The sequence below is a fragment of the Verrucomicrobia bacterium CG1_02_43_26 genome (assembly GCA_001872735.1).
Lineage (GTDB): Bacteria > Verrucomicrobiota > Verrucomicrobiia > Opitutales > CG1-02-43-26 > CG1-02-43-26.
Genome location: MNWT01000005.1, coordinates 17,350 through 30,311, shown reverse-complemented (window position 1 = coordinate 30,311; position 12,962 = coordinate 17,350). Strand labels below are relative to the sequence as shown.

The window sequence follows — 12,962 nt, the reverse complement described above, 5'->3', positions numbered from 1 at the left end:
AGCAAACGCCTTTCTTCCCTTGTGCCACCTGGGGATTTATGATATCTGTATTATTGCGTTAAAAAATATAATATGTCTGCTAACTGTCATCAAAAAACTCCATTTTCGGTAGAATCTGTTCGCCAAGATTTCCCTATACTGAGCACTGTGGTTAAAAATAAGCCGTTGGTGTATTTGGACAATGCGGCAACCGCCCAAAAGCCGGCATATGTCATTGACGCCATTTCTCATTATTATCAGGCAGAAAACTCAAATGTCCATCGAGGTGTCCATTACTTGGCGGAGAAAGCAACGAATGCATATGAGAATGCTCGCAAAACGATTGCTAGGGCTCTCAATGCCGCTCAAGAGCAGGAAATCATTTTTACCCGCCAAACAACAGAGGCAATCAACCTGGTTGTGCAATCTTGGGGGCGTACCAATCTTTCTGAAGGAGATGAGGTTATTATCACGGTTATGGAGCACCATGCCAATATTGTTCCGTGGCAAATCTTGGCTGCGGAAAAGGGCTTCAGAATAAGGGTTGCCCCGATGACTGATGCGGGTGAGCTCATGATGGATGAATTTGAGAAATTGTTTAACGATCGCACGAAGTTCGTTTCTGTCACGCACGCTTCTAATTCTTTGGGCACGATTAACCCGGTTCGTTCTATTATTAAATTAGCCCACGATCGAGATATCCCAGTTTTGCTCGATGGCGCGCAATCGATAGTTCATTTCCCGATTGATGTGCAGGAGCTCGATTGTGATTTTTTTGCATTTTCCGGGCACAAACTATATGGTCCTACCGGTATTGGTATTCTTTACGCAAAACGTAAGCATTTGGATAATATGCCACCTTATCAGGGTGGGGGAGATATGATCGAAAAGGTCACGTTTGAAAAAACAACCTTTCGTGCGCCTCCGATGCGCTTTGAGGCCGGTACCCCTAATATTGCGGGAGCTATCGGGCTTGCCAAGGCATTTGAGTATTTGGCTCAATTTGACCCTCAAGAACTGTTGGCTCATGAACAGAAGTTACATGACTATGCAACGGAAAAACTGAAATCAATCGACCATTTGCGCCTGATCGGAACCGCTAAAGAAAAAGTCTCCGTTGTTTCTTTTGTGTTAGACAATGTTCACCCACATGATATCGGTACATTTCTTAATGAAGAGGGCATCGCAATCCGTGTTGGCCATCATTGCAACCAGCCCCTTATGCAACGGCTTAATCTTCCCAGTACCGCGCGCGCTTCATTTGCGTTTTACAACACCATTGAAGAGGTGGATAGACTTGCGGCCGCGGTTCATAAAGTAGCACAATTTTTTTAATTTATGGATAATCATATTTCAGATCTTTATCAGGAAATCATCCTCGATCATAATAAGCACCCGTGTAATGCCCACAAAATGTGTGATTGCAGCCACTGTGCGGACGGGCATAACCCGCTTTGTGGAGACCAGGTCACTGTTTATGTGAAGCTGGAGAATGATAAAATTGAAGACATCAGCTTTGTGGGGCAAGGTTGCGCCATCTTTAAGGCTTCTGCATCATTAATGACCCTTTACCTCAAAGGGAAAACCCTTCCGGAAGCCGTCTCATTGATGGAAAAGGTAAATACTATTCTCACATCTGAAGAAGAGCCAGATGTTGATAATGAGGATCTGGGGGATCTTGTAGCGCTCCTTGGCGTGAGGCGTTTCCCTGTGCGCGTTAAGTGCGCAACACTCCCTTGGCACGCTTTCAAAGCTGCCATTGAAGGAGATAAAGAAGTCTCTACAGAGAGCTAACCCAATTCGTTTCTGCCATAAAATACACTTTTCTATGAAAGGTCGTTCCCTCAAGCATGGTTAAGGTCACGTTCATGAATGGATCCCTTTGTTCGCAGGATAAACCGGTGACGCCAATAGCGATCAATTCTGAATTCTCGGGTTCGGTTATGGCTTCTTGTTTGCCCACAATATGGCTGCGGTATATCCCCTGTGGTTCATTATTCTTTATTTCGTAGGAAATATTATCGGGCTTGTTGCCCGTTGTTTGAAATGTGATCCTGTTTTCTGAAATCTGAACACTTTCGTGATTGGCGGCTTCCAGATCTTTAATGAGATAGGACAATGCTACGTTCCCCTCCTCTATGGCTTGCCCTTTTTCGGAAACACGTTTCCAAGCGTTAATCGCTGGCGTGGCTACGGTTAAGGAGATACCGAGTACTATGATCAGCACGCTCAAGGAAAGGATGACTTCCAGTACGGTAAACCCAGCTTTTGCTTTCATCCCTTGTGTGGATAGACTGTTTGGTAAGTAAATAATTTTTTCCCCTCCTTTCTTAGCTGCACGTGAACAATTTGTGCGTCTTTTGGAGTATACTCAGCCTCGAGTACATTAATGGAAACCGTATAATTCTCATAAACGAAATCGTAAGGAAACGGTTCAATCTTTTCTCCCTGTAACGTATGTTCAACATGGTTTCGGACGGCTTGTATCTCATCCGTTTCGATCACACGTTTTTTATTGTTTAAGCTAACAGAAACAAAACCGACCCAGGTCAAAATAGCCAGGCTTAATATAGCCAAGGCCAAAATGGTCTCTATCAGCGTAAATCCTGTTTCTTCCCTAACTGCCTTCATGTGTTTTCGGGAATACTTTGCCTGTTTTTGTAACCGTAAGCAACCTTTCCCGCGCTTTGTCTTCCGCCATATAAATATGTATTAGGCCTTGAGCATTTTTGTCTAATAAGCCTTGTGGATTAATAGACCACTCCTGTTGGGCGCTGATACTAATGCCTTTTGGTAGATAAAATACTTCATTACCGACATTAATTTGCTTGGTCTCGGGCAGTAATTGGATCGTGACAGATTCTTTTTTGAGTACCGCTTTCATTCGGCCAATTTCAAATGCTTTGGCGATACAGGTTTCCGCGCTATTTAAAAGGGCTGTATTCTTGGGCCTACTGACCTTGTAAGTCATCAAGAGCAGCACACCCGTTACTAAGCTGATTACCAGAATCAATTCCAGTAACGTAAAACCGCATTCCTTATGTTTGGGGTTAAAGCGCATGGGGGAAATTATTCCCAGCTGTATACATTTTCGATATCATTCTTCTTCCCATCACTTGTAAGTGAGAAAATAGCGACATTGGCATGCAGCTTTGTATCCTGAGTCGGCATTTGCTCATTTTCGATAACACCATCGCCGTCATTATCCACCGCGATATAAATATTGGGATTATTAAAGCCCTCCAATAGCACACCGTTGCGATACTCCTTTTCCGAAAAACTGTAAAAACCAATCCCACGTTCATTCAATGCGGACTTCTTAGCACTCAACGCTTCCATTAATTCTTGGGCTACTTTAGGATCCGTGAGCTTGATGGGGTTTTCGCTTAGAAAGCTGGGGTAACGGCCGTATTCGAGTTGGTAATTCTCTAATGCCATCGCTAATTGCTGAAACTGGGACTTTGCTTGGAATCGAGCGGATGCTTTCCTTGCTTTATAAAAACCAGGCAATACGACTCCAATCAATATTCCTATTACCGCAACGACCAATATTATTTCAAGTAGGGTATACCCTTTAGAAGATTTTCTAAACATATGTGAAGACAGTAAAGCAGAAAATAACTAACATTGCAAGCGGAAAACGCTATAAGTTATTTATTATCAACCTTGTTTGGGAAGTGGATCATTCTCGTCCTCAGAGTCCGTCCATTCGCACATTCCCCAGAAGCTGTTTTCCTCGTAGGCCTCTTTATTGAAAACATTATTACTTGTTTTGTTTTGAGTCTCTTTAAGAGGGACATCTTTATCCTTTTTAAACTGTTCGGATTGAGCTGTTTCTAAAAAACTCCAATTTGGTTCTTCATCGTCACTCACAAAAGTATCAATGATAACTTTCTTGGGGCTCTTATCTTCTTTTATTTTTGTTTGAACGTCCCACTTGGAAAAATTTCCGGTGTTATTGGAATTTTCTTCTTTGGTTTTGGTAGGGGTTTTTCCGGTAACTTTTTCCATGATTTTCAGAAGTTGGGGGTTGTGGATTGTGGATATCAATTAAAACATATCTTCAAAATTAAGATCATTCTCATTGTCAGAAGATTTCTTATCGGAACTTTCTTTTTGTGAGACTTTCACTTTCTTTTTCAATTCTTTTTTTGGGGTTTCTACGATGAAGTCAAATACATCATCAAAACTAAATTCTAGATTATCAATATCTTCCTCGTTCTCATTGCTTTTCAATTCATTTTTTGAATCTTCCTTAGTCTCTTCTTTTTTTATATCCAAGTCCAATTCTTCCAGATATTTTACGAGTTCGATATCTGGTTCTTCATTGTTTTTTTTAGTTTTCTTCTTCTCGAATTCGATTATTTCATTGGGTTTTTCCCCTGTTTCAGCCCAACGTTCGAGCAAAGATGGAGGTGTATACGTGAAGCTATCATGTTTAAGGTAATGCGTTTGCTTTGTTGGTTTTAGACTCAAATTCCCTGTGCTGAGATTCTTTTTATCTTCCTCAAGACCCTCTTTTTTTACTAGGGAAACATCGCTATTTGAACGTTTTTCACGGTTTTTAATATTCGGAATTTCCATAAAATATTTCTTCAACAATAAATAAAAGAATACCCCTGCGAATCACAAGGGTATTCGAAATTCAACCAAAAATGGGCTTAAACGACACCATGAGCGATCATGGACTTTGCAACCCGTAGGAATCCACCAATATTAGCGCCAGCAACGTAATTGCCAGGGTTGTTGTATTGAGCGGCATATTTCAAGCAAGTCTCATGGATTCGTTTCATAATGAGGTGTAAACGATTGTCTACATCTTCAAACGTCCAATTCGCCCAGGTCACGTTCTGCTGCATTTCAAGGGCAGATACAGCCACGCCGCCAGCATTTGCGGCCTTGGCAGGTCCAAATAACACACCATTCTCTTGTAGGATCTTTATACCTTCGTTTGTCGTCGGCATGTTGGCTCCTTCGCAAACTAAGCGACAGCCGTTTTTGACCAAGGTCTTGGCATCACATTCTGTTATTTCATTTTGTGTTGCGCAAGGGAACGCCAAATCACAAGGAATTTCCCAGATAACACCCTTTGGCTTGTACTCTGCTTTAGGATGCGTGTCGAGGTATTCGGAAACGCGTTTGCGCTCCACTTCCTTGAGTTTAATTAATGCAGGGAGGTCTAGTCCACTTGGATCATAAATATAGCCTTCAGAGTCCGAACAGGCCACCACTTTAGCACCTAGTTGCTGTAGCTTTTGAATAGTATAGAGTGCTACATTTCCAGAACCAGATACGATCGCAACCTTACCGGTCAACTTTTCGTTTACGTTCTGCAACATTTCTGCTGCGAAATAGACGCAACCATAACCGGTAGCTTCTTTACGGACCAACGATCCGCCCCATTCTTCGCCCTTACCTGTCAAAACGCTCAGGTCATAACGTTGGGTCAAACGCTTGTACTGACCAAATAAATAGCCAATTTCGCGAGAACCCACGCCGATATCACCAGCAGGTACATCAGAGCGGTCTCCAATGTGGCGGTAAAGCTCATTCATGAAGCTTTGGCAAAAACGCATAATTTCACGATCCGAGCGACCCCTTGGGTTAAAGTCAGATCCGCCTTTGCCGCCACCGATTTGTAGACCGGTTAAGCTGTTTTTAAAAACCTGCTCAAAGGCTAAAAATTTCATCACACCCAAGTTTACGGTAGGGTGGAAACGTAATCCGCCCTTGTAGGGCCCTAACGCGCTATTGAATCCTAAACGATAGCCACGGTTTACGTGGACAATGTTGTTGTCATCATGCCAAACCACTTTGAAAATAACTTGGCGCTCAGGCTCACACATGCGCTCTACCAGGTTAAATTCTTCTGCTTGAGGCATTGTCTCAACGACTGGATCTATGCTCTCTAGAAATTCTTGAACCGCTTGTATGAAGAGTGGCTCGTTGGTGTTCCGGGCGCTTACTTTTTCAAATACAGATTCTACGTAAGGTGAATGCATAGTTTTTTCCGTGGTTTTCATAGATGAATATCGTGAATTAAAGCTTAATTTTAGGTCATATTTCTTATGCGATGTCAAAATCTATTTTTGGAACCCCGCTAAAAACCCTTCCATTATCTTTATGTCATATTCTAGACCCGATTTTTTCGGGTTGAAAGCTCCTCATAAAACGGGTATACCATTCCAAACCACTTGTTTAGCTAACTGTGTCTCATTATACTGCATTTTCGGATAAACCGCCACTCAACCATGTTGCCGTCATCATGGATGGGAATGGTCGTTGGGCTAAGCAGCGTGGTTTAAGTCGTCTTGAAGGCCATAAGAAAGGGGCAGAGGCGATACAGAAACTTTTAAATGCCGCAAAGGATGCTTCGGTTAACTATATAACCCTTTTTGCTTTCTCTACGGAGAACTGGAATAGGCCGAAGGAAGAGATCACTGGGCTTATGCAGCTCCTAAATGTTTTTCTGTTTAAATATGCCAAGCGTGTTGTGCGTGAGAAAATTCGTTTTCGCGTCATTGGGGACTACACGGCATTTCCCGAAAAAGTCGTGAATAGGCTCGATAAATTGATGCAAGACACGCGTGCTTTTTCAGAAAAAAATTTGACATTGGCTTTAAACTACAGTTCCCGTGCTGAAATCGTAGCAAGCGTAAAGCGCTACGTGGCAGCAGCCAGCGAGGGCATAGAAGATCCTGCGTCTCTCGACTGGGAAAAACTTTCCGGGTTCCTGGATACTAAAGATATTCCGGATCCCGATCTCATCATACGTACTTCAGGCGAGCACCGATTAAGCAACTTCCTGTTGTTGCAGGGTGCATACGCTGAAATATATGTTACTCAAACCTATTGGCCTGATTTTAATGAAGCGGCTTTTCAACAAGCCCTTGACTCTTATTACGCCCGTGAACGTCGTTTTGGCAAAACAGGAGACCAAATTCAGCAATTATCTTCTCCTATCTCATGATTCGTCGTATCCTCAGCACTATTAGCCTCTGGCTTATCGTTATTCTCGTCCCGGTCTTTTTGGGAACACAAGGAGGTGTTTGGTTACTTGTGGCCATCACAGCACTCACCCAAAATGAGCTCTATAACTTATTGGCTAAGACCCAGTTTAAGCCAAGGCGCCTCATGGGTATCTCTTTTGGCATCCTGATCATCCTGGCCACGTGGTATATCCCTGAATATACTCAAATACCGGATCATGACGCGGGCACGGAAGTCTTTGCTATTGCCCTGATTGTCATTAATTTAACACTCCTGAGACGTCCCTCATTGGCAGAAATGACAAGTTCGCTTATGCCCACGCTCTTTGGGTTAACCATGGTGCCCTTCATGCTCCATTATTACGTTCGCCTTTTCCGACATTACCAGGATCTTGACTTGCCGGCTACAGGCCTTGTACTCACTCTCTGGTTGATTGCGGTTGCCAAGTTTACGGATGTTGGCGCCCTCCTTATAGGAAAATTATTTGGTAATAAAAAACTAGCGGCAAATATTAGCCCGGGTAAAACCATCGAAGGTGCGTTAGGGGGCATTGTCACTTCAAGTATTATAGGAGCGGTTATTGTTTTTTGTTTCTCTCGGTACATGCCAGAGAATTTTTCACCCCTTATTGCGGCGATCATAGCCATTCCAATCGCAGCGCTTTCCATTGCATCTGACTTGGTGGAATCTGCCCTCAAGCGTCAGGCTGGAGTGAAGGACTCCGGTAAAGTTATCCCGGGTATCGGCGGTATGTTTGATTTAACGGATAGCCTTCTTTTTAGCGCTCCTTTAGGATTCCTTCTCCTGCGGTACACTATCTTTTAATTTGATATGAAGAACGTTGTATTATTGGGCGCTACCGGTTCCGTAGGGGAAAATACCCTTAAGGTTCTTCGTAAGCATTCTGATAAGCTAAACTTGATTGCAATAGCTGCATACAAGCAATTTGATAAATTGGCGAGTATTGCCCAAGAATTTGATGTTAAACATATCGCGCTCATCGATCCGGATGCTTTCATCGGCGCCAGCGAGTCCTCATTGTTCAGTCGGGATCAAATGCTCTACGCTGGTATAGAGGGTTTGATGGAGATTTCAACATTGCCTGAAGCTGATATAGTGATCTTTGGCCTTTCAGGAACGGCAGGGTTAAAACCAGCTCTCGCAGCACTGGAGGCGGGCATCGATGTGGCTATCGCGAATAAAGAAATTCTCGTTCTCGGAGGATCCTTTCTCATCCAAGCTGCAAAAAATAACAACGCCCGTATTTTACCTGTAGATAGTGAGCATAATGCCGTTTTTCAATGTCTGGAAGGCGTTTCAGATCGCAGTACAATTTCAAAAGTCGTTCTGACGGCCTCCGGGGGCTATTTTAGGGATTGGCCGCTAGAAAAGCTCAAAGATGCCACACCTAAATGCGCTACTAAGCATCCTAACTGGAATATGGGCCCAAAGATTACGGTTGATTGTGCCACTATGGCCAACAAAGGCCTGGAGCTCATGGAAGCGCGATGGTTGTTTGACCTGCGTCCAGAGCAACTCGATGCAACGCTACACCCGCAGAGTATCATTCATGCTTTAGTTCAATTTGTAGACGGCTCTGTTTTGTCTCAAATGAGCCCGGCATCCATGACATTCCCTATTCAGTATTCTCTTTTTTATCCAGATCGCTTTCCTGGGGCAACGGAAGGCATAGACCTCGCGTCTTTCTACAGCCTGCAGCTCTCGCCTATTGATTCGGCTCGTTACCCGTGCTTCTTTATTGCTAAAAATGCCATGGAATCCGGTGGAGCTTACCCGGAGGCCTTTAATGCGGCTAATGAAATAGCAGTTCAGGCTTTCCTGAAAACACAAATTGGTTTCCTGGATATCCCCCGAGTGATCGAAGCTGTTCTCGAGAACCCGATCTTCTCAACTTCAGCGCGCTCACTCAAGGAGGCGCTTGAAATTGACCAGCAAGCCCGATTGTTGGCAAAAGAGGAAGTCTGTGGTTTAAAAGAAAAAGCGAGTATTATGATCAAATAAGACTCGCTTTTAAAATAAGTGGACTCGAGTTTTTACATATTGCTTAAACTCTGATCGCCATTGACATTGCTGCCATTATAATTGCCGATTGATATCATCTCATTTTCATAACGGGCTCGAGCCTCATGCATAGCTAATTGTTTCTGGGGATTTTCTTCGTTACGGCAGAAGTAGCTACCGATTATTTCTTCTTTGAATTTTGAGATCTTTAGTGTGAACCCGCTTTTAGCAAGCTCTTCTAGTGTTGAGAAATGCAAGCGGTTCTTGTTGATAAGTACATCATTTGCCTCAATAAGTCTTGAAGCTTCTTCCGGCTTACTCACCTTCCCGCCGTCAAAACCTTGTTTGAAGGCTCTTTTTATTGTATCGATAGTAACATCACCACCAGTTCTCGCGCAAAGTATAATAAAGTTGTTAGCGGCATCTACCTGTTGTTTAATTTGGTGTGCTTGGGATTGTGTTATTGCCTTATCTTTCGTTGCTTTTACGAGTTGACCTAAATTATTAGATAGCGTCCAAATGTCTGTTACTAGTATATTGCCAACGGAGTAGCAGCAACCTTCTGGCATATCAAAGTAATCTTTCAGGTCATCAGGGCAGTCTTCAGCATAAAGGTTGCTTATGGCTGCAATAAAAATAGATAGTATTGTTATTTTTTGTTTAATATTCATGTTTTATTTAGTTAGTGTTAGATGTTAACGGCAGAGTTTAAGCTCGAAGTTAAAGTTAAGAGTTTTAACTCGGCTTGTCAAGCGAATCTTAAATTTACCCCTTGACATGAGTGTAATGCGGGGGGAAAATGTTGAATGTTGACTAGTTACCCTCATAACTGATCAATGTTTAAACCCCAAATAAAGGAATGAATATGATTAAGAAACGTAGCATAATAGCCGTATTGGCCTTCGGATTGTTTTTTGGTGCCCTAGCAAGCAAAGGATACGCCTTTGGCGGCCTCATGGTAGAAAAATTAAAGGTAAATGCTGAAGTATGGGGAACCTTCTTTAGTGAAGATTTCAAGAATATTAAAGACGTTAATATAACTGTAACTTTCTACAAAAGTGGAGCAGAGGTGGCTAAAAAGACCTTCACGAAGCTGGAAGAGATGCAATCTTTTGATAAAGCAATGGCTTTTGATTCCGTTCAGGCTGAAGGGAAATTTACTGTTGTCAAAACAGGATCCAAAGAGGCTACCGTATCACTTGTTCCCAATAGGTTTACGCTAGACCCAGAAGGCACATTAATTCAAAAGGTGCTTTCTGTTCCTTTTCACGTGCCTGCGGGTAAGGCTGCTCCTGCTGGCAAAGATGAACCTGTGGGTAAAGCTACTCCTGCCGGAACTGGAATGCGTGAAATTGGCGGTGAAGTCATCTTTCATTTCAATGGTAAAGGAAGTTCGATATACCTCACGGATATTGATTTCGTCACACGCGCCAGTGAGTTTGAAGACAGCGACTTCGAGCATCCGGGACTTTTCCCTAACCTATAAGTCTTGATAAAGATTTTTTTCACAATGGGGTAACTTGTTAAAGTTGCCCTGTTTTCTTTACAGATTGCGCTTTTAGGTGTGTGGGCCTTCTTTTTTTTGGTATGTTGGTTTATAACCCCTTACTGCTCTTTACCATTGCTTTTGCCTGGTGTATGACTTTGAATATCCCCAATCCATGGAGTACTTATCTTCCTTATTTTCAAATATCTGGTCTATTTTCCTTATCGTTGTCTTCTTTGGGGGATCGATTTTCATTCATGAATTAGGCCACTTCTTGGCCGCTCGTAGACGCGGGCTTAAGGTAGACCGCTTTTCCATCGGCTTTGGGCCTAAAATTTTTGGATGGACGCGTAATGGTGTAGAATACCGTATCTCTCTACTGCCGCTTGGGGGCTATGTTGCCCTGCCTCAGTTGGCTGATATGGGCGCTATTGAAGGGGGAGATTCTCCACAATCAAAAGAGCCGCTGCCTCCAATTGGCTATGCGGACAAAATGATTGTCAGCGTCATGGGTGCGGTCTTCAATATCATTTTCGCATTTTTACTGGCAATTATTCTATGGCAAGTTGGCCAGCCAACGACAGAGGATAGGGAAACTACGGTCATCGGTTACGTCCCAAAGCTCTTAAAAGTTGATATCGATAAAGAGGTTGATGGGCCCGCTTATAACGCCGGATTAAGACCAGGGGACAAGGTCTTGGCAATCGATGACGTGGAGGTTTCTAATTGGGGCGATATTCAGAAAATTCTTGTTACCGGCACCGGCAGAGATGAGAATAACCATAGCCCTAAAGCCCTATTTGCCATTGAGCGCAATGGCAAGCTGCTCGATATACCCGTTTATCCCCAATTGGTTAAAGTAAACCCGCTATCGGGCGATGCGATGCGTGTGGCAGGTGTTTCTCCCGCGCAAACAGTCCTCATCGGAGGCATTATGGAGCATTCCCCGGCAGCGATCGCCGGCCTCAAAGTCGATGACATCATCACGCATGCCAATGGCCAAAAGCTTTATTCCCTGCATGGTTTAAGCGATATGCTTAATGAATCGCCTCATGAAAAAACGCTTCTTACGGTAGAGCGAAAAGGGGAAACGCTGCAGCTGCCTTTATTAGCAGAACAGGTTCCCTATACAAAGCCCCTAGCAAGCCTCAATATTCATTCTGGCGAAAAACCCTTGCCTTACATCCATTTTCTCCCATTAGAAAAAAATGGGGATGAGCAAAGTACATTGATTGTCTTTGAGATGGAAGCTGGTTCTTATACGCCCCTTGATTTTATTGATGAGGATGATACCCTCATTGCCCTCAACGGCAAGCAGGTCCATAGCTTGAGTGACTTTAATCACATCGCCAGATCGATCGAAGGTAATTCCGTGAAACTAGAGTTTCTGAGTTTTGATGACGGTCCCTATACAGTCACAATTAATAAACCGGTGACGGCCTCCATTATTCCTGCGAAAACACAAGCGATGATCGGGATTGAGCTCAAGCGCAAAATCTTTCTCTCTCACATTAACCCGATAGACCAGTTTAAAGACACCATTTCCATGACCTTGCGTACGCTGGCCAGCTTGATCAGCAGAGATTCAGATGTTAAGCTCAGTAATCTCATGGGGCCTCCGGGCATTATACGAGTATTCCACACTTTTTCTTCGGAAGATCTGCGTTTGGTTATCTGGTTCACGATCTTTGTTAACATTAACCTCGCGATATTGAACTTATTGCCAATACCAGTCCTGGACGGAGGTCACATGGCCTTTGCGACAATAGGCAAGCTGATGGGAAGACCCCTGCCTCCCAAACTTGTTATAGGGACCCAAAGCATCTTTATGTTCCTTCTTTTCTCGCTTATGATCTACGTCAGCTTCTTTGATGTGCGACGTTGGCAAGGCGACCAAGAGCTGGAAAGACGTGTGAAACGACAACAGGCACTGTACGTCCCAATTGCATTTGAAGACGATAAATCTTAAAACCTAGTTGTCAGTTTTTTTCATCAAAAAACTTTCTTTTGATGAAGCAATTTTTGTCCCAAAGCGCAACAGCTCTAAAGATTTGCCGGCTTTCTTGCGATCGATTTTGCCGTCTAAATACTTGTAAAAGGTATCTATTTTATCCTTTTCGCTCATTTCGGTATATTCCTTTGTGAATATGATGTATTCTTTTAACTCCTTTTCAGTCATATCCTTCTGGAGGAAGTCGTCCTGGAAAAGGCTGTTATTTAGCTTGCTATAGTCGTTCTCGATTTTGTTGAGCAATTCGATGTCTCGATCGCTGAATTTTTTTTCAATACTAGAAATTTTATTCTCTGATTTAATCTTTTTCTGGGAGTCTTGATTGCTGTTGCCAGTGCTCTTTCTCCAGATTTTTTTGAAATTTGTTGTTAATTGATTCATTATATATTATTGGTTTTTATAAATTTATTATACGTTTTTCGGGAAGATAATCAATGCAATTTTGAAGAATAAAAGATGGACAATATTTTTGCG

The 12,962-nt window shown here is 43.0% G+C and carries 16 protein-coding genes; 7 read left to right on the top strand and 9 right to left on the bottom strand.

Going from position 1 to position 12,962, the window contains the following annotated elements; genetic code table 11:
• The first annotated feature begins 72 nt into the window (after positions 1-72).
• On the top strand, positions 73-1,314 hold the full coding sequence (locus tag AUJ82_00885) for a cysteine sulfinate desulfinase (protein ID OIO60566.1): 1,242 nt from the start codon (positions 73-75) through the stop codon (positions 1,312-1,314).
• A gap of 3 nt (positions 1,315-1,317) precedes the next feature.
• Complete coding sequence (locus AUJ82_00880) at positions 1,318-1,773, top strand: SUF system NifU family Fe-S cluster assembly protein (GenBank protein ID OIO60565.1); 456 nt, start codon at positions 1,318-1,320, stop codon at positions 1,771-1,773.
• Here AUJ82_00880 and AUJ82_00875 read toward each other — a convergent pair.
• The 7 genes from AUJ82_00875 to AUJ82_00845 all read right to left on the bottom strand — a co-directional run bounded on the left by AUJ82_00875 (position 1,760) and on the right by AUJ82_00845 (position 5,981).
• On the bottom strand, positions 1,760-2,257 hold the full coding sequence (locus tag AUJ82_00875; GenBank protein OIO60564.1) for a hypothetical protein: 498 nt from the start codon (positions 2,255-2,257) through the stop codon (positions 1,760-1,762). The genes AUJ82_00880 and AUJ82_00875 overlap by 14 nt on opposite strands.
• The gene (locus AUJ82_00870; GenBank protein ID OIO60563.1) at positions 2,254-2,610 is read right to left on the bottom strand and encodes a hypothetical protein; all 357 of its coding nucleotides are present in this window, start codon (positions 2,608-2,610) and stop codon (positions 2,254-2,256) included. Before AUJ82_00870 ends, AUJ82_00875 begins: the two co-directional genes overlap by 4 nt.
• Positions 2,597-3,040, bottom strand: coding sequence for a hypothetical protein (locus AUJ82_00865; GenBank protein OIO60562.1), 444 nt, complete (start codon positions 3,038-3,040; stop codon positions 2,597-2,599). Before AUJ82_00865 ends, AUJ82_00870 begins: the two co-directional genes overlap by 14 nt.
• 8 nt (positions 3,041-3,048) lie before the next feature.
• Positions 3,049-3,573 (bottom strand): hypothetical protein, encoded by a 525-nt coding sequence (locus AUJ82_00860; protein ID OIO60561.1) that lies wholly within the window; start codon positions 3,571-3,573, stop codon positions 3,049-3,051.
• Positions 3,574-3,639: 66 nt separating this feature from the next.
• On the bottom strand, positions 3,640-3,990 hold the full coding sequence (locus AUJ82_00855; GenBank protein OIO60560.1) for a hypothetical protein: 351 nt from the start codon (positions 3,988-3,990) through the stop codon (positions 3,640-3,642).
• Positions 3,991-4,029: 39 nt separating this feature from the next.
• Complete coding sequence (locus tag AUJ82_00850; protein ID OIO60559.1) at positions 4,030-4,578, bottom strand: hypothetical protein; 549 nt, start codon at positions 4,576-4,578, stop codon at positions 4,030-4,032.
• 62 nt (positions 4,579-4,640) lie between these two features.
• Positions 4,641-5,981: a glutamate dehydrogenase gene (locus AUJ82_00845; GenBank protein ID OIO60793.1), complete on the bottom strand. Its 1,341-nt coding sequence runs from the start codon at positions 5,979-5,981 to the stop codon at positions 4,641-4,643.
• 263 nt (positions 5,982-6,244) lie between these two features.
• Between AUJ82_00845 and AUJ82_00840 the strand changes: the two genes are divergently transcribed.
• From AUJ82_00840 to AUJ82_00830, 3 genes are read left to right on the top strand one after another with little or no spacing between them, the layout of a single operon-like run.
• Positions 6,245-6,949 carry a di-trans,poly-cis-decaprenylcistransferase gene (locus AUJ82_00840; protein OIO60558.1) on the top strand — a complete coding sequence of 235 codons (705 nt, stop codon included), beginning with the start codon at positions 6,245-6,247 and terminating at the stop codon, positions 6,947-6,949.
• A complete protein-coding gene (locus AUJ82_00835; protein ID OIO60557.1) occupies positions 6,946-7,794 on the top strand; it encodes a hypothetical protein in 849 nt (282 codons plus the stop codon). The genes AUJ82_00840 and AUJ82_00835 overlap by 4 nt, the downstream gene beginning before the upstream one ends.
• Positions 7,795-7,800: 6 nt before the next feature.
• Positions 7,801-8,991 (top strand): 1-deoxy-D-xylulose-5-phosphate reductoisomerase, encoded by a 1,191-nt coding sequence (locus AUJ82_00830; GenBank protein ID OIO60556.1) that lies wholly within the window; start codon positions 7,801-7,803, stop codon positions 8,989-8,991.
• Positions 8,992-9,023: 32 nt separating this feature from the next.
• On the opposite strand, the gene AUJ82_00825 is transcribed toward AUJ82_00830, so the two are convergent.
• On the bottom strand, positions 9,024-9,662 hold the full coding sequence (locus AUJ82_00825; GenBank protein ID OIO60555.1) for a hypothetical protein: 639 nt from the start codon (positions 9,660-9,662) through the stop codon (positions 9,024-9,026).
• Between the two features lie 188 nt (positions 9,663-9,850).
• Here AUJ82_00825 and AUJ82_00820 point away from each other — a divergent pair, with 188 nt between their 5' ends.
• Together AUJ82_00820 and AUJ82_00815 are read left to right on the top strand one after the other, a co-directional pair.
• Positions 9,851-10,477: a hypothetical protein gene (locus AUJ82_00820; protein OIO60554.1), complete on the top strand. Its 627-nt coding sequence runs from the start codon at positions 9,851-9,853 to the stop codon at positions 10,475-10,477.
• A gap of 175 nt (positions 10,478-10,652) precedes the next feature.
• Positions 10,653-12,446 carry an RIP metalloprotease RseP gene (locus tag AUJ82_00815; protein OIO60553.1) on the top strand — a complete coding sequence of 598 codons (1,794 nt, stop codon included), beginning with the start codon at positions 10,653-10,655 and terminating at the stop codon, positions 12,444-12,446.
• A gap of 3 nt (positions 12,447-12,449) precedes the next feature.
• Here the strand turns inward: AUJ82_00815 and AUJ82_00810 are convergent, their stop codons facing one another.
• Positions 12,450-12,869 (bottom strand): hypothetical protein, encoded by a 420-nt coding sequence (locus tag AUJ82_00810; protein ID OIO60552.1) that lies wholly within the window; start codon positions 12,867-12,869, stop codon positions 12,450-12,452.
• Between the last annotated feature and the right edge of the window lie 93 nt (positions 12,870-12,962).

Excerpts from the sequence above, each read along its gene's own strand:
- AUJ82_00860 (OIO60561.1), bottom strand. The coding sequence starts at position 3,573 with ATGTTTAGAAAATCTTCTAAAGGGTATACCCTACTTGAAATAATATTG.
- AUJ82_00835 (OIO60557.1), top strand. The coding sequence starts at position 6,946 with ATGATTCGTCGTATCCTCAGCACTATTAGCCTCTGGCTTATCGTTATT.
- AUJ82_00815 (OIO60553.1), top strand. The coding sequence starts at position 10,653 with ATGGAGTACTTATCTTCCTTATTTTCAAATATCTGGTCTATTTTCCTT.
- AUJ82_00875 (OIO60564.1), bottom strand. The coding sequence starts at position 2,257 with ATGAAAGCAAAAGCTGGGTTTACCGTACTGGAAGTCATCCTTTCCTTG.
- AUJ82_00885 (OIO60566.1), top strand. The coding sequence starts at position 73 with ATGTCTGCTAACTGTCATCAAAAAACTCCATTTTCGGTAGAATCTGTT.
- AUJ82_00840 (OIO60558.1), top strand. The coding sequence starts at position 6,245 with ATGGATGGGAATGGTCGTTGGGCTAAGCAGCGTGGTTTAAGTCGTCTT.
- AUJ82_00870 (OIO60563.1), bottom strand. The coding sequence starts at position 2,610 with ATGAAGGCAGTTAGGGAAGAAACAGGATTTACGCTGATAGAGACCATT.
- AUJ82_00820 (OIO60554.1), top strand. The coding sequence starts at position 9,851 with ATGAATATGATTAAGAAACGTAGCATAATAGCCGTATTGGCCTTCGGA.
- AUJ82_00865 (OIO60562.1), bottom strand. The coding sequence starts at position 3,040 with ATGCGCTTTAACCCCAAACATAAGGAATGCGGTTTTACGTTACTGGAA.
- AUJ82_00855 (OIO60560.1), bottom strand. The coding sequence starts at position 3,990 with ATGGAAAAAGTTACCGGAAAAACCCCTACCAAAACCAAAGAAGAAAAT.
- AUJ82_00825 (OIO60555.1), bottom strand. The coding sequence starts at position 9,662 with ATGAATATTAAACAAAAAATAACAATACTATCTATTTTTATTGCAGCC.
- AUJ82_00880 (OIO60565.1), top strand. The coding sequence starts at position 1,318 with ATGGATAATCATATTTCAGATCTTTATCAGGAAATCATCCTCGATCAT.
- AUJ82_00830 (OIO60556.1), top strand. The coding sequence starts at position 7,801 with ATGAAGAACGTTGTATTATTGGGCGCTACCGGTTCCGTAGGGGAAAAT.
- AUJ82_00845 (OIO60793.1), bottom strand. The coding sequence starts at position 5,981 with ATGCATTCACCTTACGTAGAATCTGTATTTGAAAAAGTAAGCGCCCGG.
- AUJ82_00810 (OIO60552.1), bottom strand. The coding sequence starts at position 12,869 with ATGAATCAATTAACAACAAATTTCAAAAAAATCTGGAGAAAGAGCACT.